Origin of the sequence: Streptomyces sp. DI166, from assembly GCF_900091315.1 — a bacterium.
Classification (GTDB): Bacteria; Actinomycetota; Actinomycetes; order Streptomycetales; family Streptomycetaceae; genus Streptomyces; species Streptomyces fuscus.
This window is the reverse complement of record NZ_FLSP01000073.1, coordinates 1-23706: the sequence shown is the minus strand read 5'-3', so window position 1 is coordinate 23706 and position 23706 is coordinate 1. Positions and strand designations below refer to the sequence as shown.

The 23706-nt window shown below is 71.2% G+C and carries 26 protein-coding genes and 1 pseudogene; 14 read left to right on the top strand and 13 right to left on the bottom strand.

Annotation, left to right across the window (positions count from 1 at the left end):
• Positions 1–11 precede the first annotated feature (11 nt).
• Both GA0115233_RS29050 and GA0115233_RS29045 read left to right on the top strand, forming a co-directional pair.
• Positions 12–620 carry a rhomboid family intramembrane serine protease gene (locus GA0115233_RS29050; RefSeq protein ID WP_093723289.1) on the top strand — a complete coding sequence of 203 codons (609 nt, stop codon included), beginning with the start codon at positions 12–14 and terminating at the stop codon, positions 618–620.
• Between the two features lie 122 nt (positions 621–742).
• Complete coding sequence (locus GA0115233_RS29045; RefSeq protein ID WP_255310391.1) at positions 743–1273, top strand: winged helix-turn-helix transcriptional regulator; 531 nt, start codon at positions 743–745, stop codon at positions 1271–1273.
• A gap of 32 nt (positions 1274–1305) precedes the next feature.
• On the opposite strand, the gene GA0115233_RS29040 is transcribed toward GA0115233_RS29045, so the two are convergent.
• Both GA0115233_RS29040 and GA0115233_RS29035 read right to left on the bottom strand, forming a co-directional pair.
• Positions 1306–2166 carry a glycoside hydrolase family 16 protein gene (locus GA0115233_RS29040; RefSeq protein WP_218063564.1) on the bottom strand — a complete coding sequence of 287 codons (861 nt, stop codon included), beginning with the start codon at positions 2164–2166 and terminating at the stop codon, positions 1306–1308.
• A gap of 132 nt (positions 2167–2298) precedes the next feature.
• Positions 2299–3093 carry an SDR family NAD(P)-dependent oxidoreductase gene (locus tag GA0115233_RS29035; protein ID WP_218063562.1) on the bottom strand — a complete coding sequence of 265 codons (795 nt, stop codon included), beginning with the start codon at positions 3091–3093 and terminating at the stop codon, positions 2299–2301.
• Positions 3094–3206: 113 nt separating this feature from the next.
• Here GA0115233_RS29035 and GA0115233_RS29030 point away from each other — a divergent pair, with 113 nt between their 5' ends.
• Entirely contained in the window at positions 3207–4166 is a 960-nt protein-coding gene (locus tag GA0115233_RS29030; RefSeq protein WP_255310390.1) for a GlxA family transcriptional regulator, read from the top strand.
• 59 nt (positions 4167–4225) lie between these two features.
• On the opposite strand, the pseudogene GA0115233_RS29025 reads toward GA0115233_RS29030, so the two are convergent.
• From GA0115233_RS29025 to GA0115233_RS29000, 6 genes and pseudogenes are all read right to left on the bottom strand, one after another.
• Positions 4226–4915, bottom strand: a pseudogene (locus tag GA0115233_RS29025) (alcohol dehydrogenase catalytic domain-containing protein); the annotation flags it as partial.
• A 458-nt stretch (positions 4916–5373) separates the two neighbouring features.
• On the bottom strand, positions 5374–6381 hold the full coding sequence (locus tag GA0115233_RS29020; RefSeq protein WP_255310393.1) for an ABC transporter permease: 1008 nt from the start codon (positions 6379–6381) through the stop codon (positions 5374–5376).
• Between the two features lie 23 nt (positions 6382–6404).
• Complete coding sequence (locus GA0115233_RS29015; protein ID WP_093723285.1) at positions 6405–7367, bottom strand: ABC transporter permease; 963 nt, start codon at positions 7365–7367, stop codon at positions 6405–6407.
• The gene (locus GA0115233_RS29010; RefSeq protein WP_093723284.1) at positions 7360–8901 is read right to left on the bottom strand and encodes a sugar ABC transporter ATP-binding protein; all 1542 of its coding nucleotides are present in this window, start codon (positions 8899–8901) and stop codon (positions 7360–7362) included. The genes GA0115233_RS29015 and GA0115233_RS29010 overlap by 8 nt, the downstream gene beginning before the upstream one ends.
• 1 nt (position 8902) lies before the next feature.
• A complete protein-coding gene (locus tag GA0115233_RS29005; protein ID WP_093723283.1) occupies positions 8903–9994 on the bottom strand; it encodes an ABC transporter substrate-binding protein in 1092 nt (363 codons plus the stop codon).
• Positions 9995–10308: 314 nt separating this feature from the next.
• Positions 10309–11343 carry a LacI family DNA-binding transcriptional regulator gene (locus tag GA0115233_RS29000; protein ID WP_093723282.1) on the bottom strand — a complete coding sequence of 345 codons (1035 nt, stop codon included), beginning with the start codon at positions 11341–11343 and terminating at the stop codon, positions 10309–10311.
• Between the two features lie 168 nt (positions 11344–11511).
• Between GA0115233_RS29000 and GA0115233_RS28995 the strand changes: the two genes are divergently transcribed.
• Positions 11512–11739 carry a hypothetical protein gene (locus GA0115233_RS28995; protein WP_093723281.1) on the top strand — a complete coding sequence of 76 codons (228 nt, stop codon included), beginning with the start codon at positions 11512–11514 and terminating at the stop codon, positions 11737–11739.
• 24 nt (positions 11740–11763) lie between these two features.
• On the opposite strand, the gene GA0115233_RS28990 is transcribed toward GA0115233_RS28995, so the two are convergent.
• Positions 11764–12264, bottom strand: a complete 501-nt coding sequence (locus GA0115233_RS28990) for a PaaI family thioesterase (protein ID WP_093723280.1) — start codon at positions 12262–12264, stop codon at positions 11764–11766.
• Between the two features lie 105 nt (positions 12265–12369).
• Here GA0115233_RS28990 and GA0115233_RS28985 point away from each other — a divergent pair, with 105 nt between their 5' ends.
• Positions 12370–12843: a winged helix-turn-helix transcriptional regulator gene (locus GA0115233_RS28985; RefSeq protein WP_093723279.1), complete on the top strand. Its 474-nt coding sequence runs from the start codon at positions 12370–12372 to the stop codon at positions 12841–12843.
• 60 nt (positions 12844–12903) lie between these two features.
• Entirely contained in the window at positions 12904–13779 is an 876-nt protein-coding gene (locus GA0115233_RS28980) for a PhzF family phenazine biosynthesis protein (RefSeq protein WP_093723278.1), read from the top strand.
• A gap of 191 nt (positions 13780–13970) precedes the next feature.
• On the opposite strand, the gene GA0115233_RS28975 is transcribed toward GA0115233_RS28980, so the two are convergent.
• A complete protein-coding gene (locus tag GA0115233_RS28975) occupies positions 13971–15047 on the bottom strand; it encodes an ABC transporter substrate-binding protein (RefSeq protein ID WP_093723277.1) in 1077 nt (358 codons plus the stop codon).
• 165 nt (positions 15048–15212) lie between these two features.
• Between GA0115233_RS28975 and GA0115233_RS28970 the strand changes: the two genes are divergently transcribed.
• The 6 genes from GA0115233_RS28970 to GA0115233_RS28945 all read left to right on the top strand — a co-directional run bounded on the left by GA0115233_RS28970 (position 15213) and on the right by GA0115233_RS28945 (position 19100).
• Complete coding sequence (locus GA0115233_RS28970) at positions 15213–15443, top strand: DUF5133 domain-containing protein (protein WP_093723276.1); 231 nt, start codon at positions 15213–15215, stop codon at positions 15441–15443.
• 225 nt (positions 15444–15668) lie between these two features.
• Positions 15669–16235 (top strand): hypothetical protein, encoded by a 567-nt coding sequence (locus GA0115233_RS28965; protein WP_354432184.1) that lies wholly within the window; start codon positions 15669–15671, stop codon positions 16233–16235.
• 67 nt (positions 16236–16302) lie between these two features.
• The gene (locus GA0115233_RS28960; RefSeq protein ID WP_093723274.1) at positions 16303–16638 is read left to right on the top strand and encodes an antibiotic biosynthesis monooxygenase family protein; all 336 of its coding nucleotides are present in this window, start codon (positions 16303–16305) and stop codon (positions 16636–16638) included.
• 79 nt (positions 16639–16717) lie between these two features.
• Entirely contained in the window at positions 16718–17311 is a 594-nt protein-coding gene (locus GA0115233_RS28955) for a DUF4291 domain-containing protein (protein WP_093723273.1), read from the top strand.
• A gap of 56 nt (positions 17312–17367) precedes the next feature.
• Positions 17368–18213 (top strand): S1 family peptidase, encoded by an 846-nt coding sequence (locus tag GA0115233_RS28950; protein ID WP_093723272.1) that lies wholly within the window; start codon positions 17368–17370, stop codon positions 18211–18213.
• Complete coding sequence (locus GA0115233_RS28945) at positions 18213–19100, top strand: GNAT family N-acetyltransferase (RefSeq protein ID WP_093723271.1); 888 nt, start codon at positions 18213–18215, stop codon at positions 19098–19100. The genes GA0115233_RS28950 and GA0115233_RS28945 overlap by 1 nt, the downstream gene beginning before the upstream one ends.
• Here the strand turns inward: GA0115233_RS28945 and GA0115233_RS28940 are convergent.
• On the bottom strand, positions 19078–20271 hold the full coding sequence (locus GA0115233_RS28940) for an erythromycin esterase family protein (protein WP_093723270.1): 1194 nt from the start codon (positions 20269–20271) through the stop codon (positions 19078–19080). The genes GA0115233_RS28945 and GA0115233_RS28940 overlap by 23 nt on opposite strands.
• Positions 20272–20330: 59 nt before the next feature.
• Between GA0115233_RS28940 and GA0115233_RS28935 the strand changes: the two genes are divergently transcribed.
• The gene (locus tag GA0115233_RS28935; RefSeq protein ID WP_093723269.1) at positions 20331–21044 is read left to right on the top strand and encodes a TioE family transcriptional regulator; all 714 of its coding nucleotides are present in this window, start codon (positions 20331–20333) and stop codon (positions 21042–21044) included.
• Between the two features lie 95 nt (positions 21045–21139).
• Positions 21140–21784: a DNA alkylation repair protein gene (locus GA0115233_RS28930; RefSeq protein WP_218063566.1), complete on the top strand. Its 645-nt coding sequence runs from the start codon at positions 21140–21142 to the stop codon at positions 21782–21784.
• Here the strand turns inward: GA0115233_RS28930 and GA0115233_RS28925 are convergent.
• A complete protein-coding gene (locus GA0115233_RS28925) occupies positions 21750–22982 on the bottom strand; it encodes an MFS transporter (RefSeq protein ID WP_093723267.1) in 1233 nt (410 codons plus the stop codon). The two genes, GA0115233_RS28930 and GA0115233_RS28925, sit on opposite strands and share 35 nt — an antisense overlap.
• A gap of 4 nt (positions 22983–22986) precedes the next feature.
• Positions 22987–23706 (bottom strand): cytochrome P450 (locus GA0115233_RS28920; protein WP_141689583.1); only part of this gene is annotated, 720 nt, incomplete at its 5' end.

Below are 23706 nucleotides of genomic sequence, written 5' to 3'. Positions count from 1 at the left end.
CGGGGGTTGCCATGTCCGATGCGCCGGGTCAGTGGTCGCGCGGCGACCGAGTGAGGGTCGCGGCCGGGCTGATGCTGGGCTGGGTCGCGCTGTTGTGGCTGCTCGAAGTGGTGGACGTGGCCACCGGCCACGCGCTCGACGACTTCGGCATCGTCCCACGTGACCCCGCGGAGCTGACGGATGTCGTCCCGGCCGCGTTCATGCACTTCGGCTTCGGCCATGTCGCCGCGAACAGCGTGCCCCTGCTGGTCCTCGGCTTCCTGGCGGCGCTCGGCGGGCTGCGCCGGTTCGCCGCCGTGTGCGCGCTGATCATCGTGGCGGACGGACTGGGGGTGTGGCTGCTCTCCCCGGCGCACAGCAACACGGCGGGCGCCTCGGGCCTGGTCTTCGGTCTCTTCGGCTTCCTGCTGGCCACGGGCTTCGTCGAACGGCGGCCGCTCGGGGTGCTGGTCGCCGTGCTGATAGCCGCGGTCTGGGGCGGCTCGATCCTCACCGGGATAGCCCCCACCCAGACCGGTGTCAGCTGGCAGGGCCATCTGGTCGGCCTGATATCGGGCGTCGCGGCAGCGTTCCTGTTCCGCCGCAGGCGACCCGCCGGGACGGCCACGGCGGGGCTCTGAGCTGCTCTGATCCCCTGGGAAGAACCCCGCATCGAGGGTCACCGTGAACGGCGGTGGCGGCAGGTCGCCGGTGCTCATCGCCTTGCTTGTTGAGTCTGTCAAGAGGACTTAGCCTGGGTGGTATGGACAACCACCCAGGCGGCACGGCGAAGCGACCCCGAGTCAACGTGATGGACTGGTCTCCGGAGAACTGCTCGATCGCCCGGACCCTCGGCCTCCTCGGGGAGAAGTGGACGCTGGTCATCCTGCGTGATGTCTTCGGGGGCATCCGCCGGTTCAACGACCTCATCGAATACTCCGGTGTCCCTCGGCAGGTCCTCACCAACCGTCTGTCGGTCCTGGTCGAGGAGGGGATTCTCCGCCGGGACAGCTACCAGGAGCCCGGTTCCCGCGCCCGGCCCGAGTACCGGCTCACCGAGAAGGGCCTGGACACCTACCGGATCCTCATCGCGCTCCGGGAATGGGGGGACCGCTATGTGGCCGATCCGGAGGGACCGCCGCTGGAGCACCTCCACCGGGACTGCGGCGCTCCGGTCACCCTCACCGTCCGGTGCGCCGAGGGCCATGAGATCCACGACCCGCGAGAAGTCGTCGGACGACCCGGGCCAGGGGCCGTGCGCCGGAGCGCCAAGGCGGCCAGCGGTACGAAGTGAGCGCGGGCTTTCGCTGGCGCGTGCGGGCGTCCTCACATGAGGGTGTTCGCCGGTGCCCCGGAGAAGGCCGGCCGGTAGGCCCTGAAGTAGTCGACCGCGAATTCCTTGGGGTACGTGCGTGCTGGGGCCCCGGCCTCCGCCTTTCCGTCCCCCGGTGCCTCGGGGAACTCGTAGATCCCCAGCATGAACTGCATGGGATAGCACGGTGACTGCTCGACCGTCCTGATCCGTCGGCCGTCCACGAAGAACGAGACACGCTCCGGTGTCCACTCGGCTGCGTACACATGGAAGTCGCAGACGTCGATGGGGAGTTCCACGGCCGAGAAGTCATCGGTGATGCGCGGGTCCCCGAAGGGGTGGACGCCCATCCCGACCTTGGCCCGGCCGGGTTCGGTATCGGAGCCGAAGATCTCGAAGACGCAGATCTCGGCCGAGCGGTCGGGCTCGTCCTCGTATCCGATCATCCACAGGGCCACCATGGCGTTCGGAGCGGCGACCGCCCGGGCGCGCATCTCGAAGAGGCCGTACTGGGGTGTGTAGAGCCGGACATCGGGCTGCGCCTCGCGGACCACGGCACGCTTGGTGAAGCGATGCTGACCGATGGGGCTGCCGACGGGGCCGGCGTAGGCGCCGGTCTGCAGCGACGACACGCGGACCTGTCCGTCGAACTCCGGGCACCAGGGCCGCTGGTCCTCCTCGATCCGCAGGCGCAGCAGGCCCCCGTCGATCGCATACCGCGCGGCCGAGGCCTCGCGGCTGCTCCAGTGCGGCAGGTAGTGGGGCAGCCAGAGCCGTCGGTCCAGTGTCGGCCCCTCGAAGGTGTCCTCGACTTCGAGCACGTAGCCGCTGGTGTCGAGCGTGTCCGGGGGTTCTGGCAGCACGCTGGTCTGCACGGGACTGTCTCCTCTCCTGCGTTTCTTTTCTTGGCACCGGGCCTGCGGGCGCGTGTCGGGCCGCTTGGCCGCTTGGCCGCTTGGCCGCTTGGCCGCTTGGCCGCTTGGCCGCTTGGCGAGCCGCCTGGTCGCCTATCGGGCCGTCCAACCGCCGTCGACGAGCAGGGTGTGCCCCGTCACCAGCCCGGCGGCGGGCGAGGCGAGGTAGAGCACGGCGCCCGCCACGTCGACCGGTGTCCCGATGCGGTGCAGGGCGGCGATGCGTTCCTGGACATCGGCGCGGAAGGCGGGGTCCGACAGGGCGTCGTGGGTGCCGGGTGTGGCGATGAAGGTCGGCGCCACCGCGTTCACCGTGACGCCGCGGTCCCCCCACTCGACCGCCAGGCACTTGGTGAGCTGATTGATGCCTGCCTTGGTCATGCAGTAGACCGACTCGCCGGGCAGGGCCACGGAGCCCGCCTGCGAGCTGAGGTTCACGATCCGGCCGTAGCCCTGCCGGAGCATGACCCGGCCCGCCGCCTGGCTCGCGAAGAACGTGCCCTTGAGATTCACCGTCAGCATCCGGTCGAGATCGGCGGCGGTCACGTCCTCCGCCTTGTCGCCGATCGAGATGCCCGCGTTGTTGACGAGGATGTCGAGGCGGCCGAAGTGCTCGACGGCGGCTTCGACCCCGGCTTGGATCTGCTCCAGGTCGGACACGTCCATCGGCACGGCCAGGGCCCTGCGCCCCATCTCCTCGATGCGCTGGACGACGTCATCGGCCGACCCCGGGCGCAGCACTCCCAGCACCACGTCCGCACCGGCGTGGGCCAGCGTCAGCGCGATGGCCCGTCCGAGTCCTCGGGCGGCACCGGTCACCAGTGCCACCTGGCCGGTGACGTCGAAACTCGGGAACTCCGTCCCCGGGATCTCCTTCATGGTCTCCATCCCTCGCGCTCCGCCGATCACGCTCTCAGCCTGCCTGCCGGGCGGACCGAGGGACAGTGGCAGGGATGCCAGGGTTCGGGAAGTTTCTGCCACGGTCTGCCACACTGGGTCTCATGCAGAGCGTGACCGCCGTTGTCGGAGGCAGGGCCGCGGCCTTCGAGCTGGGCGTGGTGTGCCAGGTGTTCGGTCTCGACCGTTCGGACGACTCGGCCGACCTGCCGCGATTTGACTTCACCGTGTGCTCGCCCGGTCCGGGGGCTGTGGCCACCACCTCCGGCTTTCCGATCCATGTCGAGCACGGGCTGGACCGGATCAGGGAGGCCGACCTGGTCACCGTCCCGGCCTGGCCGGAACTGGACCGTCCGTCCCCGCCGCCCTTGCTGGAGGCGCTGCGTGGTGCAGTCGACCGCGGTGCCGTGGTGCTGTCCGTGTGCACCGGTGCCTTCCTGCTGGCCGAGGCGGGGCTGCTCGACGGGCGCAGGGCCACGACGCACTGGCAGTTCACCGGTCGGCTGGCCGAGAGGTACCCCGAGGTCCAGGTCGACCGTGACGTCCTGTACGTCGAGGACGGCCCGATCATCACCAGCGCGGGAGCCTCTGCCGGTATCGACGCCTGCCTCCATCTGGTGCGGCGCGAGTTCGGCTCCGCGGCGGCCAACGCCCTGGCGCGCCGCATGGTCGTGTCGGCCCACCGCTCCGGCGGACAGGCGCAGTTCGTCGAGATGCCGCTGCCCGCCACCCCTGCCGGCCACGGGCTGTCGGGCCTGCTCGACTGGATGCGGGCCAACCTCCACCAGCCGCTGACCGTGGACACACTGGCCGCCAAGGCGGCGATGTCGCCGAGGACCTTCGCCCGGCGGTTCAAGGAGGCTACCGGGACCACGGCACACCGCTGGCTCCTCGACCAGCGGCTCCAGTTCGCCGAGCAGCTTCTGGAGCGTACGGATCTGGCCGTGGAGGTGGTGGCCGAACGGGCCGGCTTCGGCAGCGCCGACACCCTGCGCCACCACTTCGCCTCCCGGCGCGGCATCAGCCCGGTCACGCACCGCCGCACGTTTCGCTCCACGGGGTGAGCGGCACGGGGATCTGCGGTCGTACGCCACGTGCGGGAGCGTCGTGGCTGGTCGCTCTCGCCCGCCGGGAAATTCCGGAGAGCGTCCGCACAGGACGACAGCGGCAGACGGTCGCCGATGAAGTCCTCCGGGTCCAGCACACCGCGCGAGAACAACTCGACGGCGCGCTCGAAGGAACCCGGGTTCGCGGTGGGAGAGTCGGGAAGCCGGATGTGTTCGGCTCCTCCGGCGGCGTCGGCGCTCCGCACCAACTCCCGCACCATCCTGCCCACCGTGCCTCCGCCGTGCACAGGTCGCCCGTCCTGCGCGGGACGGCGGCGCAGAGCGTCGTAGGCACGCACCGCGCAGGACAGGGGCTCGATCAGGGCGGCGTCGTAGGCGGACACATGCTCGGGAAGCAGTACGCAGTTGGCGGCCGGTACCGCCGCGTACTCCGCGGCGCCGCCCGCCGCCGTGACGCCGATCGCGCCCCCGCGCTCACACTGCCGACGCCTTCCGCCCCGCCGGCAGGAACGGCACTGACCGCAGGTCAGCACCGGGTCGACGGCGACCCGGTCGCCCAGGGAGAGCTCGGTGACCTCACGGCCGACCGCCACCACCTCTCCGGCGAACTCGTGCCCCGGCACAAGGGGATGGTCCGGTTCGAGGTCTCCCCGCAGCAGCAGCCGGTCCGTGGGGCACAGACCACAGGCCGCCACCGCGACCACGACCTCATGGGGTCCGGGAGCGGGGTCCTCGACACTGACCATGTTCACGGTCCCCCGCCCGGTGATGAGTGCTGCCAACAAGCGTCCGGCACCTCCCGAATCTCCAACGACAGACACCGTCCGCTTGTGTCTGCCTTGGATTTATATCCCTGCGTTCATGAGGGAACGGCGCCCGATCCTCGGTGAAAAATGCCCGGTTGTGCCCGGCAGTTGGCGGTGAGGGGGTGCGAACTGGCTTCTTGGGGGCACGACTTGGAAATCGGAGGCAACCAGGCAGAACTTCTGCAGAAACGGGCGGCAAACACAGAGGCGCAACACGATAGGTTCGTGCCGCGGGCGGCCCATTGGACCTATCCCCCGTCATGACAATGGGCCGCCCTTCTCGGCGAAGAGCCTCCGTGGCCCCACTCGAAAGAAGGCGGCCGACGCACATACGCGTACGGCCGCCTGGAGCAGAACAGGCGGCCGGGCTGTCGCGCCCGCCGCCTGTCCGGGGTCTGTCACATCAGTTGCCGTCTGCGGCCCAGCCAGGTCTGGGCGATGACGACCACGGCCAGGAAGGCACCGCTGACCACCTGCTGGTAGGAGGAGTCGAGCGAGCCGATCTGGTTGATGACGTTCTGGATCACCTTCAGCAGCAGGACCCCGACCAGGGATCCGCTGACGTAGCCAAGCCCGCCGGTGAGCAGGGTGCCGCCGATGACGACCGCTGAAATGGCCTCCAGTTCCATGCCGTTGCCGAGGATGGTCACACCGGACGCCAGCCAGGCCGCGTTGAGCGCTCCCGCCAGCCCGGCCAGCAGTCCGGACAGGGTGTAGACGAGGATCTTCGTACGGGCCACGGGGGCGCCCATCAGGGCGGCCGCGTCCTCGTTGCCGCCGACCGCGTACACGTGCTGACCGAACCGGGTCCGGCGCAGGACGACGGCGCCCGCGACGAACAGGCCCAGCGTGATCCACACCGGGTTGCCGAGGCCGAGGGTGGTGCCCTGGCCGAGCTCGGCGAGGAAGGAGCCCTTGGCGACGAGGTAGGTCTCGGCGCCCTCGTCGGTCAGGGCCAGCATCAGTCCGCGCGCGCCGAGCATGGCGGCGAGGGTGACGATGAAGGGCGCGAGCCGGGAGCGGGCGACGAGCAGTCCGTTGACGACGCCGATCAGTCCGCAGACGGCGAGTGGCAGCAGCAGGGCCACCAGCGTGCCGTGGCGCGATCCCCAGGCGGCCAGGACACCGCCGAGGGCGAACAGGGAGCCCACGGACAGGTCGATGCCGCCCGTGATGATCACGAAGGTCATACCGAGGGCGACGATCGCGAGGAACGCCGAACTCGTCGCCATGTTGGTGATGTTGTCGCCCGTGGCGAAGGTGTCGAAGGAGAACGACGCCACGAGGGAGACGATCACCAGGACGGCCAGTGCGCCGTGTTGCTGGAGCAGGGCGCTGATCCGGTCGGCGCGGCCGGGGCCGGCCTGCTCGGTCTTCTCGACGGGCCCGGTGGGCGCAGGGGTCATGGGGGCGTCCGTGTGCGTGGTGGTCATCGCTTCCCCCGTCCCCGGGCCGCGTAGACGGCGGCCACGATCACGACGGCCTGGGCGATCTGGGTCCAGGACGGCGGCAGGTCGTGCTTGATGAGCGTGGCGGTCAGCAGCTGGATGAGGACGGCTCCGGCGACCGTGCCCGCGATGTTCACGCGGCCACCGGTCAGTGGGGTGCCGCCGACCACCACGGCCGTGATGGCGGACAGTTCCATGAGGTTGCCGAGCGAGGTCGGGTCGCTGGCCTGGAGGCGGGCGGTGGCGAGGACGCCCGCGACGGCGGCGAGCAGCGCGCTCACCACGTACACGATGATCAGTACCCGGCGCACGGGCAGTCCGGCGAGCTGGGCGGCCGGGCGGCTGTCGCCGATGGCGAGGAGCTGGCGTCCGAAGGTGGTGCGGCGGACCACGAACGCGACGATCAGGGCCAGTACCGCGGCCACCAGGATCAGGTACGGGAAGCCGAGCACGTCCCCGGAGCCCAGGGAGGCCAGGGTGGGGTTGCGCAGGTCCTCCAGTTGCGGGAGCAGCACCAGTGCCAGGCCCCGGCCGCCGACCATCAACGCCAGGGTGGCGACGATGGGTTGGACGCCGATGAACGCCACCAGCGCCCCGTTGGCGAGTCCGACGCCGGCCGCGAACAGGGCGACCACGAGGAGCGCGGGCAGCAGGCCGTAGCCGAGGTAGAGGGCGACGACGGAGGCGGAGAGCGCCATCACCGCGCCGACGGACAGGTCGACCCCCTCGGTGCCGATGACCAGGGCCATGCCGAGGGCGACGATGATGACGGGGGCGACCTGGACGGCCTGGGTGCGGAAGTTCTCCGCGGACAGGAAGTGCGGGGTGATGGCGATGTTGACCACGAGCAGTACGGCCACGCCGGCGTAGACGCCGTACTTCTGGAGCCACTGCAGGACGCGGTCCTTGTCCAGCGTGGGGGTGCGCAGGGCGAGTTCAGCCATCGGCGGCCACCCCCTGAAGGTTGTCGCTGCCTGCGATGGCGCGCATCAGGTTGTCCTCGGTGACGTCGTCGCCGCTCAGCTCGCCGACGACGGCGCCGTCCTTCAGTACGACCACGCGGTCGGACCCTTCGATCAGTTCCTCCAGGTCGGAGGAGATGAGCAGGACGCCCAGGCCGTCCGCGGCCAGTTCGTCGACGAGCTTCTGCACCTCGGCCTTGGCTCCGACATCGATGCCACGGGTGGGTTCGTCGAGCAGGAGCACCTTGGGGTTCATGGCGAGCCAGCGGGCCAGGAGCACCTTCTGCTGGTTGCCGCCGGAGAGTTCGCCCACCTTCTGCTGCGGCGAGGATGCCTTGATCCGCAGCCGCTTGATGAAGGTGTCCACGATCGAGTCGACCTTGACCTCGGAGACCAGGCCGAAGCGGGAGAGGCGGGGCAGGACGGCGAGGGCGATGTTCTCCCGTACCGACAGGCCGGGGACGATGCCCTCGCTCTTGCGGTCCTCGGGCAGCAGGCTGATGCCCGCCCGGATGGCGGCCGGGGTGGAGCCCGCGCGCAGCGGCACTCCGGCCACGGTGACCGAGCCCGAACCGAGCGGCAGGGCACCGGCGATGGCCTTGGCGGTCTCGGTGCGGCCGGAGCCGAGCAGTCCGCCGAGTCCGACGACCTCGCCGGGGCGGATGCTGACCGACACGCCGTGGAGCTGGTGCTTGGCGGTCAACTCCTTGGCCTCCAGCACCGGTTCGTCGGTCGCCGCGGAGTGGTCGCCGGTGAACTTGGTCAGGCCCTCGGTGCGGACCTCGCCGAGATCCCGGCCCAGCATCGTCGACACCAGTTGGAGGCGGTCGAGTTCGGCGAGCGTGCCGTGGTGGACGCGGCGGCCGTCGCGCAGCACGGTGACCGTGCTGCACACGGCGTACAGCTCGTCCAGCCGGTGGCTGACGTACACGACGGCGATGCCGGCGTCGCGCAGGCGGCGGATGACCGAGAAGAGGGTCTCCACCTCGCGGGGTTCGAGGGAGGAGGTCGGTTCGTCCATGATGACGATCCGGGCGTCGGTGGCCACCGCGCGGGCCAGGGCGACCATCTGCTGGGCGCCGACGCCGAGGGTGCGCAGGGGGCGGCGTACGTCCACCCGCACTCCGTAGGTGGCCAGGGTCTCCTCGGCCTCCCGGTTCATCCGGGCCATGTCCAGCACGCCGAACCGGTTCCGGGGCTCGCGGCCCAGGAAGAGGTTGCGGGCGACGCTGAGCAGGGGGATGAGGTTGACCTCCTGGTAGATGGTGGAGATGCCCGCCTTCTGCGCCTCCAGCGGGGTGGCGAAGGAGACCTCGCGGCCCTCGAAGACGATGGTCCCCTCGTCGGGGCGGTAGACGCCGGTGAGGAGCTTGATGAGGGTGGACTTGCCGGCGCCGTTCTCCCCTATGAGGGCGTGGACCTCACCGGCGTGCAGGGTGAGGTCCACGCCGTCCAGGGCCCGGACGCCGGGGAAGGTCTTGCCGAGTCCACGGACGGCCAGGACTTCTTCGGGCATGTCAGTACGCCTTGCCGAGGTCACTCTTCGCGTTGTCCTTGGTGTAGGCGCCGTCCTCGATAACGATGTCCTGGGCGACTTCCTCACCCTGGGTGAAGGTGTCGAGGGTCTGGAAGGCGAGCGGGCCGAAGCGTGGGTTGGACTCGATGACGCCGCTGATCCAGCCGTCCACGATGCCCTGCACGGCGTTGCGGGTGCCGTCCACGGTGACGATCTTGATGTCGCCGGGCTTCTTGCCCGCGCCCTTGAGGGCGGCGACCGCGCCGAGGCCCATCTCGTCGTTCTCGGCGTAGATGCCCTTGATGTTCGGGTTGGACTGGATGAGCTGCTCGGTGACCTGCTGGCCCTTCTCGCGGGCGAAGTCGCCGGTCTGCTCGAAGACGACCTTCAGCTCCGGTGCCTTCTCGGCGATGCGGTCCTTGAAGCCCTTGGTGCGTTCGGTGGTCACGTTGTTGCCGGCCGCGCCGAGGAGGATCGCCACCTCGCCCTTGCCGCCGGTGGCCTCGATCATCTGGTCGGCGGCGCGCTTGCCCTGCTCGACGAAGTCGGAGGCGATGAAGGAGACGTAGTCCTTGCAGGCGGTGGCGTTGATCTTGCGGTCGATGGTGACGATGGGGACCTTCTTGGCGGCGGCGGCCTGGAGGACCGGGTCCCAGCCGTCGGAGTTCAGCGGGGCGATGACCAGCAGGTCGGCTCCCTTGGCCAGCAGGTCCTGGACGTCGCTGATCTGCTTGGAGAACTGCGACTGGGCGTTGGCCGTGAGCAGTTTGACGCCGCGCTTCTTGGCCTCGTCCTTGATGGACTGCGTCTCGGCGATACGGAAGGGGTTGGCTTCCTTCTCGGACTGCGAGAAGCCGACGGTGGCGCTCTTCAGGTCGATCTTCTCGGCGCCGTAGGCCTCGACGGTGCAGGTCTTGGAGCCCGGTGCGGGCGAGGCGACCTTCTGTTCGGCGCCCGCGGCGGTCGCGGAGGAGTTGCCGCCGGCCGCGTCGTCCTCCGACTTGGCGCAGGAGGTGGCGGTGAGAACCACCGCGGCCGCCAGGGAGACGGCCACTGGACGGGCGAGGGAACGACGGTGCGTGGTGCGCTGCATGGTGACCCCGATCCGGGTGACGCTGGAAGGTAACTGGGGGAGGTGTGAACGGGCAGAGATCGAGCAGAGATCAAGCAATCGAACGAACGTCGAGCAGAGTGGCGCTTCTCCCCTGGCGGCAGAGGTTGTTCGACCCGCCGCACGAAGGTTTTTACATCGTTGGAAGGACGCTGTAAACCCCCCGTGCACGCACCGCGCGGGGGACACCGGGGACAGCGGGCACAACAAGAGGCGCCGCAGGTAACAAGCTTGCGGCGCCGAAGATCAGCAGGCAACGGACAGCGGCGGCCAACACGGCCCGCACGGCGGGGTGTTCACCCCTGGGCGGATCTCTCCCCCGCCGCACGTCCGAGGGTGCTCTCGCGCTGCACCAGGCGGTAGTCCGCCCACACACGGCGCGGTTCGGGCAGTTCGCCCCCGCCGCTCAGCCGGGCCAGTACCGCTTCGACCGCCAGTCGGCCGATGGCGTCCTTGTCCGGTGACACGGAGGTGAGGGTGACCGCGCCGAACCGCCCCTCGACCACGTCGTCGAAGCCGACGACCGCGATGTCCTCGGGCACTTTGAGCCCGCGTTCGTGCAGGACGCGCATGGCGCCGATGGCCATGGGGTCGTTGTAGGCGAAGACCGCGTCCGGTTGACGCCCCGATTCCAGGATGCGCGCCATGGCGTCGGCTCCGTCGGCGTGCCCCCATCCGTCGGTGGCCGCCACCAGCCCCTCGTCCGCGGGGAGTCCGGCGGCCGTCAGCTCCTCCCGCCAGCCTCTGACGCGCAGTTGGGCGGGCTCGCTGCGCCCGCGCCGGGCGCCGATGAAGGCGATCTCCCGTCGGCCCAGGTCGATCAGGTGCCGGACCGCGGCCCGGGCGGCGGCCACGTTGTCGATGGCGATGTGGTCGTAGGGCAGGGCGTAGTCGCGCTCGCCGAGCAGGACGAGCGGTACTTCGGCCTGGTCGCGCAGGTCCTCGGGCTCCAGCTCGATGGGGCTGAGGATGAGCCCGTCGATGACCCTGGCCCGGAAGCCCTGGCTGACCAGCACCTCCTGCTCACGGCGCCCGCCGGTGTGGTCCAGCAGCACGATGTAGTCGTGCGCGGCGGCGGCGTCGATGACGGCGGCGGCGAGTTCGGCGAAGTAGGGGTTGCCCAGTTCGGGCAGGGCGAGGGCGATGATGCCCGTGCGCCCCTTGCGCAGATGGCGCGCGGCGAGGTTGGGACGGTAGCCGAGCGCGTCGATCGAACGTTGGACTCGCTCGCGCATCGCTGGTGTGACGTGCTGGTAGTTGTTCACCACGTTGGAGACGGTCTTGATGGAGACCCCAGCGTGCGCGGCGACATCCTTCAGGCTGACCCGCACGGCAATCCCTTCACGGACGTCGATTTACAACGTTATACAGCCGCCCACCTCGCACTGACAAGGTGAGGGAAGACTGTAAGCCGTGCATACGGGGACGGTCCTGCCGGGTGCCCCGAATGCTCGGCCCGCGGCGGTCCGTGACGCCGAAGGGACGGATAAGGTTCGATCGTGACCAGGAAGCGCCCGCACTCCGTCCCCGGCCCGCACACGGCCGCCGCCGCGGCGGCCTTCCTCAACGCGCAGGAGATCACGACCACCGACTGCCGCGGCTGCGGCGCCGAGGTGTCGGGGGTCAACGGACGTTATGCGTGCGGGGTCTGCGGCTGGACGAACCACTGGTCCGAGGGGCACAACAAGCTGCCGGGCGCCGAGGAGGACCCGGACGCGCGGACGTAGCCCCCTCGCTCCGCGCTCGCACGCTCAGGCCGCCGGAGGAGTCACCGGGAAGAGCAGGCAGCTGCTGGTGGCGTGGGCGAGCAGACGGTCGTCGGCGTCGACCAGCTTCGCCTCGGCGAGGGCTGTGGTGCGGCCGCGGTTGACCACCGTGCCGATCGCGCGGACCGGGCCGGTGTCCGAGGTGATGCGCCTGAGGAACTTCACGTTGAGGTCGAGCGAGGTGTACCCCACCCCGGGCGGGAGCGTGGACTGCACGGCGCAGCCCGCCGCCGAGTCGAGCAGGGTGGCGTAGACGCCCCCGTGCACACTGCCGATGGGGTTGTAGTGCTCCTCCCCCGGCACGATCGAGAACACCGCCCGGCCTTCCGCCACCTCGTCGAGGGTGAAGTCGAGGGTCGCGGCGATAGGCGGCGCGGGCAGCCTGCCCGCCTGGATCTCCCGCAGGAAGTCCATGCCGGAGGCGGCCCCCACCGCCGCGGCGCTGGTCGCGGGGTCGTCCCACTCGTAGGTACGTGACCGTCCCATGTTCCGGTGTCCTCTCCGCTGACCCGCTCAGCTGACTTCGTCATTCGAAGCTAGCTGGGCGAGGACCTGGCTGTCAAAGAAAAAGTCAGCCCGTAGCATGGGGGCATGGAATGGCTTGAGGTCAGCACGGAGAACTGTCCCGTCCAGACCACGCTCGATCTGGTCGGCGAGAAGTGGACACTGCTGATCGTGCGGGACGCCGCCAACGGCGTCCGCCGGTTCGACGACTTCCGGCGCCACATGGGCCTGTCGGACGCGGTCCTGAGCGACCGGCTGCGCAAGCTGACGGCCGCCGGCATTCTCCGCACGGTTCCCTATCAGGAGCCGGGCAGCCGGGCCCGCAACGAGTACCGGCTCACCCGCAAGGGCTGGGACCTGTGGCCCGTCCTGGTCGCCCTGCGCCAGTGGGGCGAGACGTACGCACCGGATCCCGCGGGGCCGGTCCTGGACATGCGGCACACGGAGTGCGGGGCGCCGGTCCGGGTGGTCGTCGAATGCGCCGAGGAGCATGTCACGCTGGCGCCGAGGGATGTGTCGGCGCGGCCCGGTCCCGGGGCGCGTCCCAGGGCCGCGTCCTGAGGCGTGCTCCTGGTGGGACCGGCGGGAATTGACACGGGCCCGCCCCGCGTTGGCTCGCACATGACCAGACAGCCCGCTCAGCCCGAAGTACTGCGCTACACCGCCTTCTCCGGCTCCCCCGAGGGAGGCAACCCCGCCGGCGTCGTCCTGGACGCCGCCGGCCTCGGCGACGACGACATGCTGGCGATCGCGGCGCAGCTCGGATACTCCGAGTCCGCGTTCCTCACCGGCCCGCCGGAGGGCGTCGAGGGGCCGGAGGGACGGACGTTCGGCATCCGCTACTTCAGCCCCAAGGCCGAGGTGCCGTTCTGCGGTCACGCCACCGTCGCGACCGCCGTCGCGCTCGCCGAGCGGATCGGCACCGGGGAGCTGGTCTTCGCGACCCGGGCCGGGACTGTGCCGGTCCTGGTCACGGAGGAGGGCGGGGCGCTCAGGGCGACACTCACCAGTGTCGAACCGAAGGTCGAGCCGGTGGGCGAGGACGACCTGGCCGAGGCACTCGCCGCGCTGGACTGGCCGGCCGCCGATCTCGACCCGGCCCTCCCTCCCCGGATCGCCTTCGCCGGGGCCCGGCACCTCGTGCTCGCGGCGGCGACACGGGCGCGCCTGGCGGATCTGTCGTACGACTTCGCCCGCCTCGAAGCGCTGATGCACCGGCTCGATCTGACCACGGTCCAGTTGGTGTGGCGGGAGTCGGCCACCGTGTTCCACGTCCGGGACCCCTTCCCGGTCGGCGGCGTCGTCGAGGACCCGGCGACCGGGGCCGCTGCCGCCGCCTTCGGCGCGTACGCCCGTGAACTGGGGCTGGTGCCCGAGGAGTCCGTCCTCACCCTGCATCAGGGCGAGGACCTGGGGCGGCCCGGGGTGCTGACGGTGACCTTGCGGGCGGGGGACCGGCGGGTGCGCGTGGGTGGAACGGGGGTACGGATTCCCTGAGCCTCGCCCGGGGCCGGGACGGGCGTACGGATTCCCTGAGCCTCGCCCGGGGCCGGCACGGGCGTAGGGATTCCCTCAGCCTCCCCCGGGGCCGGCACGGGCGTAGGGATTCCCTCAGCCTCCCCCGGGGCCGGCACAGGCGTACGCACTCCCTCAGCCTCCCCCGGGGCCTGACTCTTCCCGGAGGCCGGTCAGCCCGTGTGGCGGACCCTGAAGCGGTCGGGGGCCGCCGGATCCCGGTCCACGACCTGGACCGGCGGCCACGCCCACTGCCAGACGCCGATCCCGGGCACGCGGGAGAAACGGATGCTCCCGCGCGTGCCTTCCACGGCGATGTCCGCCCAGGGCGCGGACGTGTCGCCGGTACGCAGCAGTTCGGCGAGGACGACGATCGTGTCGTAGCCCTCGAAGGCGACGAAGGACGGGGCCTGGGCGAGTCGTCCGCGCAGGGCCTCCTCCACTCGGGTGCCCAGAGGGGTGAGGCGATCGGGCAGGTAGCGCAGGAACGGGATCGCGGTGCCGTCGCGGCCCAGCTCCTGCGCCCACTCCGGGAACTCCGGCTGCCCGGCCGGTGCGCCGATCAGGACGCCGGCGAGGCGCTCGTCGCGGCGGACGGCGCTCACGATCGGCACCGCCGGGTCCGGGGTGCCGACCAGGAGCAGGAGGGCGGTGGTCTGCCGGGCGGCGAGTTCGTCGCACACGGCCCGCGGGGAGAGCGCGGTCGCGTCGAGTTCGACGAGCGTGCCGCCGCGTGCGGCGAGGTGGTCCCGCAGGATGCGGGTGCCGGAGGCCCAGTAGACGCTGTGCTGGGCCACCACGGCGATACGGCTGTGCCCCTCGGCGAGGAGGAAGTCCGCGTAGATCCGCCAGCCGTGGGACTGCGCGGGGCACAGGCGGGCCACCCAGTGGCTCGGCTCCTCGGTGAGCGCGTCCAGCACGGCGGAGGAGCACAGGTACGGCAGTCCGCGGGCGTCGGCACGGGCGGCGGCGCACCGGGCGACCACGCTGTGGTACTCCCCCGCCAGGGCGGCCACGCCCAGGTCGGCCAGTTCGTCCACGGCGGCCTCGGCGCGCCGCGGATCCGCCGCGGTGTCTCTGACCAGCAGTTCGATGTGGCGTCCGCCGATTCCGCCCGACTCATTGACGTGCTGTACGGCCAGTTCGAGCCCGGTGAGCAGGTGTCTGCCCGCCTCGGCCCAGCCCGGCCGGGTCAGGGGGGCGAGGGCGCCTATCCGGACGGTTCCTCCGGACGATGCCGGCGTGTTCATACGTCGTCGCCTCCTGGCAGGCCCGCCTCGGTGATCACGAGGGACATTGCACCCGCGCGCGTGACGGTCGGGCAAGCGATTATGCGGCAGGCGGGCATGATCGACGGCGGTCGGGGCACACGGGTTCGGGACAGCGGTTGACCAGCGACGACCAGGAGGCCCTCCGTGCTGATGGCACACCCCGCCGTGCTGAAGAACCTGCTCGCGCAGTACGAGACACTGCGCGTACTGCACGCCGAGAACGGCAGCGCCGAGACCCGCCAGAGGATGGACGACCTCGCCTACACCCTGTGCGTGACCACCGGCACCAAGGACGTCGACGCGGCCTTGATCGCCGCCCGCCATCAACTGCCCGGCGCCCGCCCGGAGGACGACTCACTGCTCACCACTCCCTGACTCCTTCCCCATTGCCCGTCCGACGCCCCAATTCTCCTTCCCCGACCGGTATTTGACCCCACAGCGGGTATCCACTCCCCAGGTGGCATCGGGGAGTCGTGGGGGGCTGACACTGTGGCGCGCCTGTCTTCGTCGTTCGGTCCCTCGCCGTCGCGTCGCGCTCAGCGGCGCGAGACCGTACGGCTGTTACGGGCCGGTGGCCTGTACGGGCCGAGGTTCCGGGAGGTGCTGCCCGGGCTCGTGCTCGTGGTGGTGTCGGTGTGCGCCGTGGTGGCCCTGCTCGCCTGGGGCTACCGGACCGTGGGAGTCGCGGTGCCGGTCGCGGGTGTCGTGATGGCCGTCGGTGCCCTCGTGCTCTGGGTGCGCCGTCGGCGGCCGGGGGCGCGGCGGCGGATCGGGTACTACACGCCGGACGACCTCCAGGAACTCGACACCCAGGGGCTCGCGCTGGCCGTGGCGCGGATGCTGCGGCGGGACGGCTGGCGGGTACGGCTGATCCCCGCCCCCGACCGGCCGCGCGTCCGGGCCCGCAACACCGACGGCTGCCACGTGGACGTGGCGTTCCGGCCGGTGGCCGAGCCCCTGCCCGACGAGGAGCCGCCGCGCCCCCGTCCGGTCCGCGGAAAGCCGGACCAGGAGGTGCTCCGCGTGGTCGTGCACCGGGGCACCTTCGCCGCCCGTGACGTGCAGTGGGCGCGCCGGGACGGCCGGACCCGGCTGCTCGACGGCACCGCGCTGCGCCGGTGGGGCGCGGGCGAGGAGCTGCGGGTCCTGCTCGCCGAGGACCTGTGACGGCGGCTTGTGTCCCGGTGTGCGGGGCGGTGCCCGGACCCGGGGTGCCGTGGGGCAGGATGAGTCCATGAGCGTAGTCAAGATCAACGTACTGACCGTTCCCGACGAGCAGCGCGAGACGCTGGAGAAGCGCTTCGCGCACCGGGCGCACACCGTGGACAGCTCCGACGGGTTCGAGTGGTTCGAGCTGCTGCGGCCCGTGGAGGGCACCGACCAGTACCTCGTCTACACGCGCTGGCGGGACGAGGAGTCCTTCAAGGCGTGGATGGAGGGCCCGATGAAGGCGGCCCACCAGGGCGGCGACCACGCGGAGGGCGGCGAGCGGCCCAAGCCCGCCGCCAGCGCGTCCACGCTGTGGTCGTTCGAGGTGGTGCAGCAGTCGGGGCCGAAGGCCGCCGAGTAGCAGCCGAGGGCAGGGGCGGCGCCGCCCGGCGGGGAAAACCGGTGGCCGCCCCTTCCCGCCACCCGCCAAGCTGTCCGGCATGAACGAACCGCAACGCGCGATCCGTGCGGCCTACGCGGACTCCACGATCACCGTCTACCAGGCGTACTCACCCGAGATCGGCGTACCCGCGGCACGCGACGGGCGCTTTCCCGCCGTGTGGAAGCGGGACCGCATGACCTGGGTCAAGCCGTCCTTCCTGTGGATGATGTACCGCTGCGGCTGGGGCACGAAGGCCGCGCAGGAGACCGTCCTCGCCGTCGAGATCAGCCGGGACGGCTTCGAGTGGGCCCTGCGCCATGCGTGCCTGTCCCACTACGTCCCCGAACTCCACCCCGACCGCGCCGCCTGGCAGCGACAGTTGAAGCAGGCACCCACCCGAGTGCAGTGGGACCCCGAGCGGAACCTGCGCCTGCAGCCCTTGCCGTACCGGTCCTTGCAGCTCGGCCTCTCCGGCGAGGCCGCGCGGCGCTACGCCGACGAGTGGACGGTGTCCATCCGCGATGTGACCCCGCTGGCCCACGAGATCCACGCACTGGTCCGCGCCGGGGACTTGGACTCCGCCGCGCGGCTGCTCCCCGAGGAGCGCCCCTACCCGGTGGACGAAGAGCTTCTCGCGCATCTGCGCGGCTGAGGAGCGCGCCCGCTCGCGCCCTACCCGGGCCCGTCCCGGCCCGGCACAATGCCGCCATGGGACGCTTACGGCCGATCGCCTGCGTACTGGGCCTGCTCGTCGGGCTCGTCGTCGCCTCTTCGGGAACGGGTTCGGCCGCCGAACCCCTGGCGCCCGCCGTCTCCTCCGTCGAGCACCTCGATATCGGCGGTACGGCCTGGGTCGTGGACCGGGGTACCGGGACGGTGCGGGTGCGCGTCGACTCCACGGTCTCGGCCACCGACCTCGCCCGGCTCCGCCGAGTCGCCGAACGCTCCGGGGGCGACGTGGTCCTGGAGCGCGAGCGTGGACGGCTGCGCACGCTCGTGTCGGGCGGTGACAGTGTGTACGGCTCCGCTGTCCGCTGCTCGGCCGGGGTGAACGTACGCGGTGGCGGCGCCTACTACTTCGTGACCGCCGGTCACTGCACCGCGTCCACGTCCACCTGGTACACCGACTCCGCCCGGACCACCGCGATCGGGCCCACGACGGGCAGCAGTTTCCCGGGGAACGACTTCGGTGTCGTCCGGTTTGCCAACGCGGCCGTGCCGCACCCCGGCACCATCGGAACCGTCGATGTCACCGGCACCGCCACCGCCTATGTGGGGCAGAGCGTGTGCCGGCGAGGCGCGACCACCGGGGTGCGCTGCGGTGTGGTGACCGGACTGAACGCCACGGTCAACTACGGTGACGGCAGCATCGTTTACGGCCTCATCCGCACCAACATCTGCGCCGAGCCCGGCGACAGCGGCGGGCCCCTCTACGCGGGCGACAAGGTCATCGGCATCCTCTCCGGCGGCTCCGGCAACTGCGCGAGCGGCGGGGTGACCTACTACCAGCCCATTCAGGAAGTACTCACCGCTCACGGGCTGTCCGTCTACTGATGGCGGCGGGCGGCTGGCAACTCACCGAGAACATCGACCACTTCCTCGCCCGGGGTGGCGACTTCCTGCGCTCGCGGCCCGCTCTGCACACCATGCCGCTAACGGTGGTCGAGAAGCTGCGGTCCGAAGGGACGGCCCAATTCGGCGGAGGAGCAGCCCTTTTCGGCTGGCTGGAGGAGGGTGGCGAGGTGCGCGGTGTCTTCTACCGGCTCCCCTCTCGCGGGGTCTGCCCGACTCCGCTGTCCGCGGACCGGGCCGACCGGCTCGCCGCCCGGCTCTCCGACGCCGGGCAGACCCTGCCCTTCGTCAGTGGCGAGCGCGCCACCGCCACCGCCTTCGCCGAGGCCTGGCAACGGCACACGGGTGCGGCGGCGAAGCTCACCACGCACATCCGGCTGTACCGGCTCGGCGCCCTCACCCCGCCCGAGCGGCCGCCTTCGGGGCGGGTCTCACGGCGTCGGGACCACGGGCAAGTCGTGAACTGGTGCCGCCGGTTCTGCGTCGAGGTCGGGGAGCAGCCCTCGATCGGGCTCATCGACGCCGGGAGATGGGCGGAATCGCGCTTCGCCGACCGGCATTTCACTTTCTGGGAGTCGCCCGACGGCACCCCCGTCTCCATGGCCGCCGTGACCGGCATGGTCGCCGGAATGGTGCGGGTGGACCCGGTCTACACCCCGGCCCACCTCCGGGGACGCGGCTACGCGGGTGCCGTGGCCGTGGAGGTGAGCCGGGCCGCGCTGGACGCGGGCGCCACGGATGTCGTGCTGTTCGCGGACCCCGGCAACCCCACCAGCAACGCGCTGTACCGGCGCATCGGGTACGAGCACATCGCCGACTGGGCCGTCTACGAATTCACCGAGGACGTCAGCTCTGCCGGACGTCCTTGACGTAGGCGAGGGCGTCCGGGTCGTCCAGGTGGGTCGGGTCCAGGGGGGCGTAGCCGAACCACGGGGACTGGCGTGGGGTGAAGGTGGCGCTCAGGGTCCTGGGTGACAGGAGTGTGCGGTCGTCCGGGAGTTCGTACAGTCGGCCTTCGAGGGTGGTCGGGGGCGGGGTGTCCACGCCCCGGTGGGGGATGGTGCCGACGGCCGTGGCCGCGTAGGCGTACGTGTCGCCCAGGTGGGCGTGGACGAGGGCGCCGGCGCTCCACCACTCCAGCACCTTCCCGGCCATGTGCATGCTGCTCTTCCTTCGCTGGAGGTGGGCGTTGTGGGCGTGGGCGAACACCGGGCCCCGGGCGGTCAGGGCCAGGAGGTTGTCGGCCATCATCCCGTCGCGTATCGCGGTGAGTTGGGCGAAGCGGGCGGGTGAGGTGTCGGCCATCCAGTGGTGGTAGCGGAGCAGGCCCGAGGCGCTTCGGGCGTACAGGCGCGCCCGTTCCCACGCCTCCCTGGAGGTGGCCGCGATCAGATGCGGGGTCTGCGCGTCCAGCAGGGAGGTCAAGTCGTCCGCCAGCACCCGGAGTTCGCGCGCTTGCGGGGTGCGGCCCACCGACCGTGCCGGGTCCGTCATCACTGCCGGGTCGCTCCAGTGGTCGTCCGTGCCGAGCAGGGAGTCGAGGGTCTCGGCCGTGCAGGGGAGCCGGTCGGCGTCGGCATGGGAGGCGAGGTAGTCGTACAGGGCGGTCAGGGCCTGGCGGGGGCTCGGTGCCGCTTCCATCTCCACCGGGGCGTCGAATCCGGCGAAGCGGACGTGGGCGGAGGCCGGCCGGTCCTGGTTGTGGGCGCGCATCCAGCGGATCAGGTCGCGGTTGGCCGCCGAGGCCCCCCAGCCGTGGCTGAACCCGGTCCGCATGACCTCGTCCAGGGTGCCCTCGCCGGAGGTGACGTAGGCGTCGACGGTCAGGGCCTTGATGCTGTCGCTCTCGATCGCGATCGTGCGGTAGCCCTCGCGCTCGGCGAGTTCGCGAAACAGGTCGTTGCGGAGGGTGAGGAGGGTGTCCTCGCCGTGGGTGGGCTCGCCGAGGGCGAGGAGGCGGGGGCGGGTGGGGAGCAGTTCCAGGAGGGTGGCGGCTTCGAAGGGACGGGCGGCTTCCTCGATGGTGGTGTCTGTCGCCATGCCTTCAACGGTATCGTTGAACCTTCGGTTGAGACTTTTGCGCGATTCAGGCCAGGAGTATGGGGAGTAACCTTCAAAGCGGGGTGCGGCTGAGGCCCGTCGATCTGGCCCGTCGCCACGGGCTCTCCACTCAAGCCGTCCGCAATTACGAGGAGGCGGGCATCCTCCCGGCCGCCGAGCGCACGCCCAGTGGCTACCGCACCTACACCCCGCTGCACGCCGGTGCCCTGCGTGCCTTCCTCGCCCTGGTGCCGGGCCACGGCCATCGGACGGCGGCGTCGATCATGCGGGCCGTGAACGAGGGCTCGGACGACGAGGCGTACCGGCTCGTCGACGCCAGTCACACCGAGCTGCTCGGCGACCGGCGGACCCTGCGGGCGGTGGAGAACGCGCTGCGGGACCTGGAGCCCGTCCCGGCCGAAGGGAGCGGCGCGATGTTCGTCGGGGCGCTCGCCCATGAGCTGGGGGTGCGGCCCGCGACACTGCGGAAGTGGGAACGGGCCGGGCTGGTACGTCCGCGCCGCGATCCGCGCACCGGCTACCGGGTCTACGACGAGGCCGACGTACGGGATGCCCGGCTGGCCCACCAGCTCCGGCGCGGGGGCTATCTGCTGGACCGGATCGCGCCGCTGCTCGACCAGGTGCGGGCGGCCGGCGGGCTCGAACCCCTGGAGGCCGCGCTCGACGACTGGCACGCGCGGCTGTCGGCCCGGGGGCGGGCGATGCTGAGCGGTGCCGCCGAGCTGGACGCCTATCTGCGCCTGCGCGGCTGAGGCCCCGGTCGGCGTCGTAGGGTGAAGCCGCACGCGAGCGACAGGAGGTTCAGGTGGCCGGGACAACAGGGACCGACACACAGGTCGCCGAGGTGATGGCCGAGCTGGCGGCGCTTGAGGACCCCCGGATGCGGGCCGTGAACGAGAAGCACGGCGACGATCACGGGGTGAACCTCAGCAAGCTGCGCGCCGTCGCCAAACGGCTGAAGACCCAGCAGGAGCTGGCGGAGCGGCTGTGGGCGACCGGGGACACGGCGGCGCGGCTGCTGGCCCTGCTGATCTGCCGGCCCAAGGCCTTCGAGCGGGACCGGCTGGACGCCATGCTCCGTGAGGCCCGCGCGCCGAAGGTGCACGACTGGCTGGTGAACTACGTCGTGAAGAAGAGCAGGCACGGCGAGGAGCTGCGCGTGCTCTGGTTCTCGGATCCGGACCCGGTGGTCGCCAGCGCGGGGTGGGCGCTGACCACCGACCGGGTGGCGAAGAAGCCCGAGGGGCTCGACCTGCCCGGCCTGCTCGACCTCATCGAGGCCGGGATGAAGGACGCCCCGGAGCGGCTCCAGTGGGCCATGAACCACTGCCTGGCCCAGATCGGCATCGAGCACCCCGAGTACCGCACCCGCGCCCTCGCCATCGGTGAGCGGCTGGAGGTGCTCAAGGACTATCCGACGTCCCCGGGCTGCACCTCCCCCTACGCGCCGATCTGGATCAATGAGATGGTGCGTCGCCGGGAGGGTCAGTAGGTCTCCGCGCGAGGTTCACCAGGATCACCGCGCACAGCGTCGCCCCGGCCGCGACCCCCGCGAGTACCGCCGCTATCGGGAAGTGCTCGAAGAGGAGCCCTGCCATGGCGTACGCGATCGGGCTGGCGACGAAGACGGCCGCGCCGAAGACGGGCAGGACGTGCGGGCGCAGGTGTTCCGGTGGGCGCAGGGTCAGCAGGGCCACGGCGGGGGCCGTCACCGCGGGCAGGAACATACAGGCCGCCGCCACGGTCAGGGCGGTGGTGGTGGCGGGCTGGTCCCAGGGCACCAGCCACAGGACCACGGCCGCGCCCACGCCACCGCAGGCCGCGAACCGGGTCGGGGCGACCCGGCGGGCCAGGCGGGCGACGATCACGGTGCCGATGGCGGTTCCGCCGCCCCAGGCGGCCAGCAGCAGTCCCGCCACCCTGGGCTCGGCGTCGTACCGGGTCTTGGCCATGACGGGCAGGGCGAGCAGGACGACGGGCATGAGGGTGCCGTAGCCGAGCGCTGCCAGGGCCATGGTGCGCAGGACCCGGTCGCGGAAGAGGTAGCGGGCGCCCTCGGCCATCCGGTTCGCCGACAGCGGTTCGGGTTTCCGCTCGCGGCGGGGCAGGCCGGTGAGCAGGGCGCCGGACAGGGCGAAGGTGGCGGCGTCGATCCACAGCACGTGCAGGGCGCCGACGTGTGCCATGAGCAGACCGGCGATCGCGGGGCCGAAGAGGCGGGCCGAGGAGGTCGCCGTCTCGAAGAGGGCGTTGGCCGCGGTGACGGCGCCCTCGTCGGTGCCGACGGCCTCGGCCAGGAGCATGCGCTGCGCGGACAGGTAGGCGGAGGCGACGCTGCCGATCAGGGCGACGATCACCAGCAGCAGCCAGAAGGGCAGCATCCCCGCGAGATACAGCGCCGGTACGGCGGCCACCAGCACGGTGTCCACGATGTCGCCGGCGATGGTGACGCGGCGGGCTCCCCACCTGGCCACCAGCAGTCCGGCGGGCATGCTGAGCAGCGGCACCGGCAGGATCTGGATGACGAACACCAGCCCCATGCGGGCCGGTGACCCGGTCGTCATCAGCACGAACCACGGCAGCGCCAGCGTGGTCATCTGGGTGCCGACCGAGGAGACGAACTCCGCGGCGAGGACCCTGCGGAACCGCCAGCTCCGCAGGGGTTGTTGCGCCGCCGGCGCTGTGGTCACCGCGTCACCACGCCACCGGCAGCTTGTGCACGCCGTAGACGGTCATGTTGGACCGCATAGGGATCTCCTCCGGGGGCACGGCGAGGTGCAACTCGGGGAAGCGGCGCAGGAGTTCGGTGTAGCCGATGCGCAGTTCCAGGCGGGCGAGCTGCTGGCCGAGGCACTGGTGGATGCCGTGGCTGAAGGTGAGGTGGCTGAGGTTGCCCTGGGTGACGTCGAGGCGGTCGGGGTTCTGGAACTGCTCCGGGTCGCGGTTGGCGGTGGGCAGGTGGATCAGCACCGTGTCGCCCTTGCGGAGCAGCACCCCGTCGATCTCGACGTCCTCGGTGGGGCTGCGCTGCACGCCCACGTGGACGACGGTGAGGTAGCGGAGCAGCTCCTCGACCGCGCCCTCGATCAGGGACTCGTCGGCGCGCAGCAGGGCCAGCTGGTCGGGGTTGCTGAGCAGGGCGTAGGTGCCGAGGGAGAGCATGTTGGCGGTGGTCTCGTGCCCGGCGACCAGGAGCAGCAGTGTGGCGCCGATGGCCTCCGGCAGGGTCATGTCCTCACCGTTGACCAGCACGCTCAGTACGTCGTCGGCGGGTTCGGCCTGCTTGCGCATGAGGAGTTCGCCGGTGAGACCGGCCAGGTCCATCAGCGCGGTCTGCGCCTCCTGCGGGTCGATGTCCAGGCGCAGCAGCTTCTCGGAGTTGCCCTCGAAGCGTTCCCGGTCACTGACGGGCAC

Coding starts and splice junctions, on each gene's coding strand:
- GA0115233_RS29050 (WP_093723289.1), top strand. CDS start 12: ATGTCCGATGCGCCGGGTCAGTGGTCGCGCGGCGACCGAGTGAGGGTC.
- GA0115233_RS29045 (WP_255310391.1), top strand. CDS start 743: ATGGACAACCACCCAGGCGGCACGGCGAAGCGACCCCGAGTCAACGTG.
- GA0115233_RS29035 (WP_218063562.1), bottom strand. CDS start 3,093: ATGGAGACCATGAAGGAGATCCCGGGGACGGAGTTCCCGAGTTTCGAC.
- GA0115233_RS29030 (WP_255310390.1), top strand. CDS start 3,207: ATGCAGAGCGTGACCGCCGTTGTCGGAGGCAGGGCCGCGGCCTTCGAG.
- GA0115233_RS29020 (WP_255310393.1), bottom strand. CDS start 6,381: ATGACCCCTGCGCCCACCGGGCCCGTCGAGAAGACCGAGCAGGCCGGC.
- GA0115233_RS29015 (WP_093723285.1), bottom strand. CDS start 7,367: ATGGCTGAACTCGCCCTGCGCACCCCCACGCTGGACAAGGACCGCGTC.
- GA0115233_RS29010 (WP_093723284.1), bottom strand. CDS start 8,901: ATGCCCGAAGAAGTCCTGGCCGTCCGTGGACTCGGCAAGACCTTCCCC.
- GA0115233_RS29005 (WP_093723283.1), bottom strand. CDS start 9,994: ATGCAGCGCACCACGCACCGTCGTTCCCTCGCCCGTCCAGTGGCCGTC.
- GA0115233_RS28990 (WP_093723280.1), bottom strand. CDS start 12,264: ATGGGACGGTCACGTACCTACGAGTGGGACGACCCCGCGACCAGCGCC.
- GA0115233_RS28985 (WP_093723279.1), top strand. CDS start 12,370: ATGGAATGGCTTGAGGTCAGCACGGAGAACTGTCCCGTCCAGACCACG.
- GA0115233_RS28980 (WP_093723278.1), top strand. CDS start 12,904: ATGACCAGACAGCCCGCTCAGCCCGAAGTACTGCGCTACACCGCCTTC.
- GA0115233_RS28975 (WP_093723277.1), bottom strand. CDS start 15,047: ATGAACACGCCGGCATCGTCCGGAGGAACCGTCCGGATAGGCGCCCTC.
- GA0115233_RS28960 (WP_093723274.1), top strand. CDS start 16,303: ATGAGCGTAGTCAAGATCAACGTACTGACCGTTCCCGACGAGCAGCGC.
- GA0115233_RS28955 (WP_093723273.1), top strand. CDS start 16,718: ATGAACGAACCGCAACGCGCGATCCGTGCGGCCTACGCGGACTCCACG.
- GA0115233_RS28950 (WP_093723272.1), top strand. CDS start 17,368: ATGGGACGCTTACGGCCGATCGCCTGCGTACTGGGCCTGCTCGTCGGG.
- GA0115233_RS28945 (WP_093723271.1), top strand. CDS start 18,213: ATGGCGGCGGGCGGCTGGCAACTCACCGAGAACATCGACCACTTCCTC.
- GA0115233_RS28940 (WP_093723270.1), bottom strand. CDS start 20,271: ATGGCGACAGACACCACCATCGAGGAAGCCGCCCGTCCCTTCGAAGCC.
- GA0115233_RS28935 (WP_093723269.1), top strand. CDS start 20,331: ATGGGGAGTAACCTTCAAAGCGGGGTGCGGCTGAGGCCCGTCGATCTG.
- GA0115233_RS28930 (WP_218063566.1), top strand. CDS start 21,140: ATGGCCGAGCTGGCGGCGCTTGAGGACCCCCGGATGCGGGCCGTGAAC.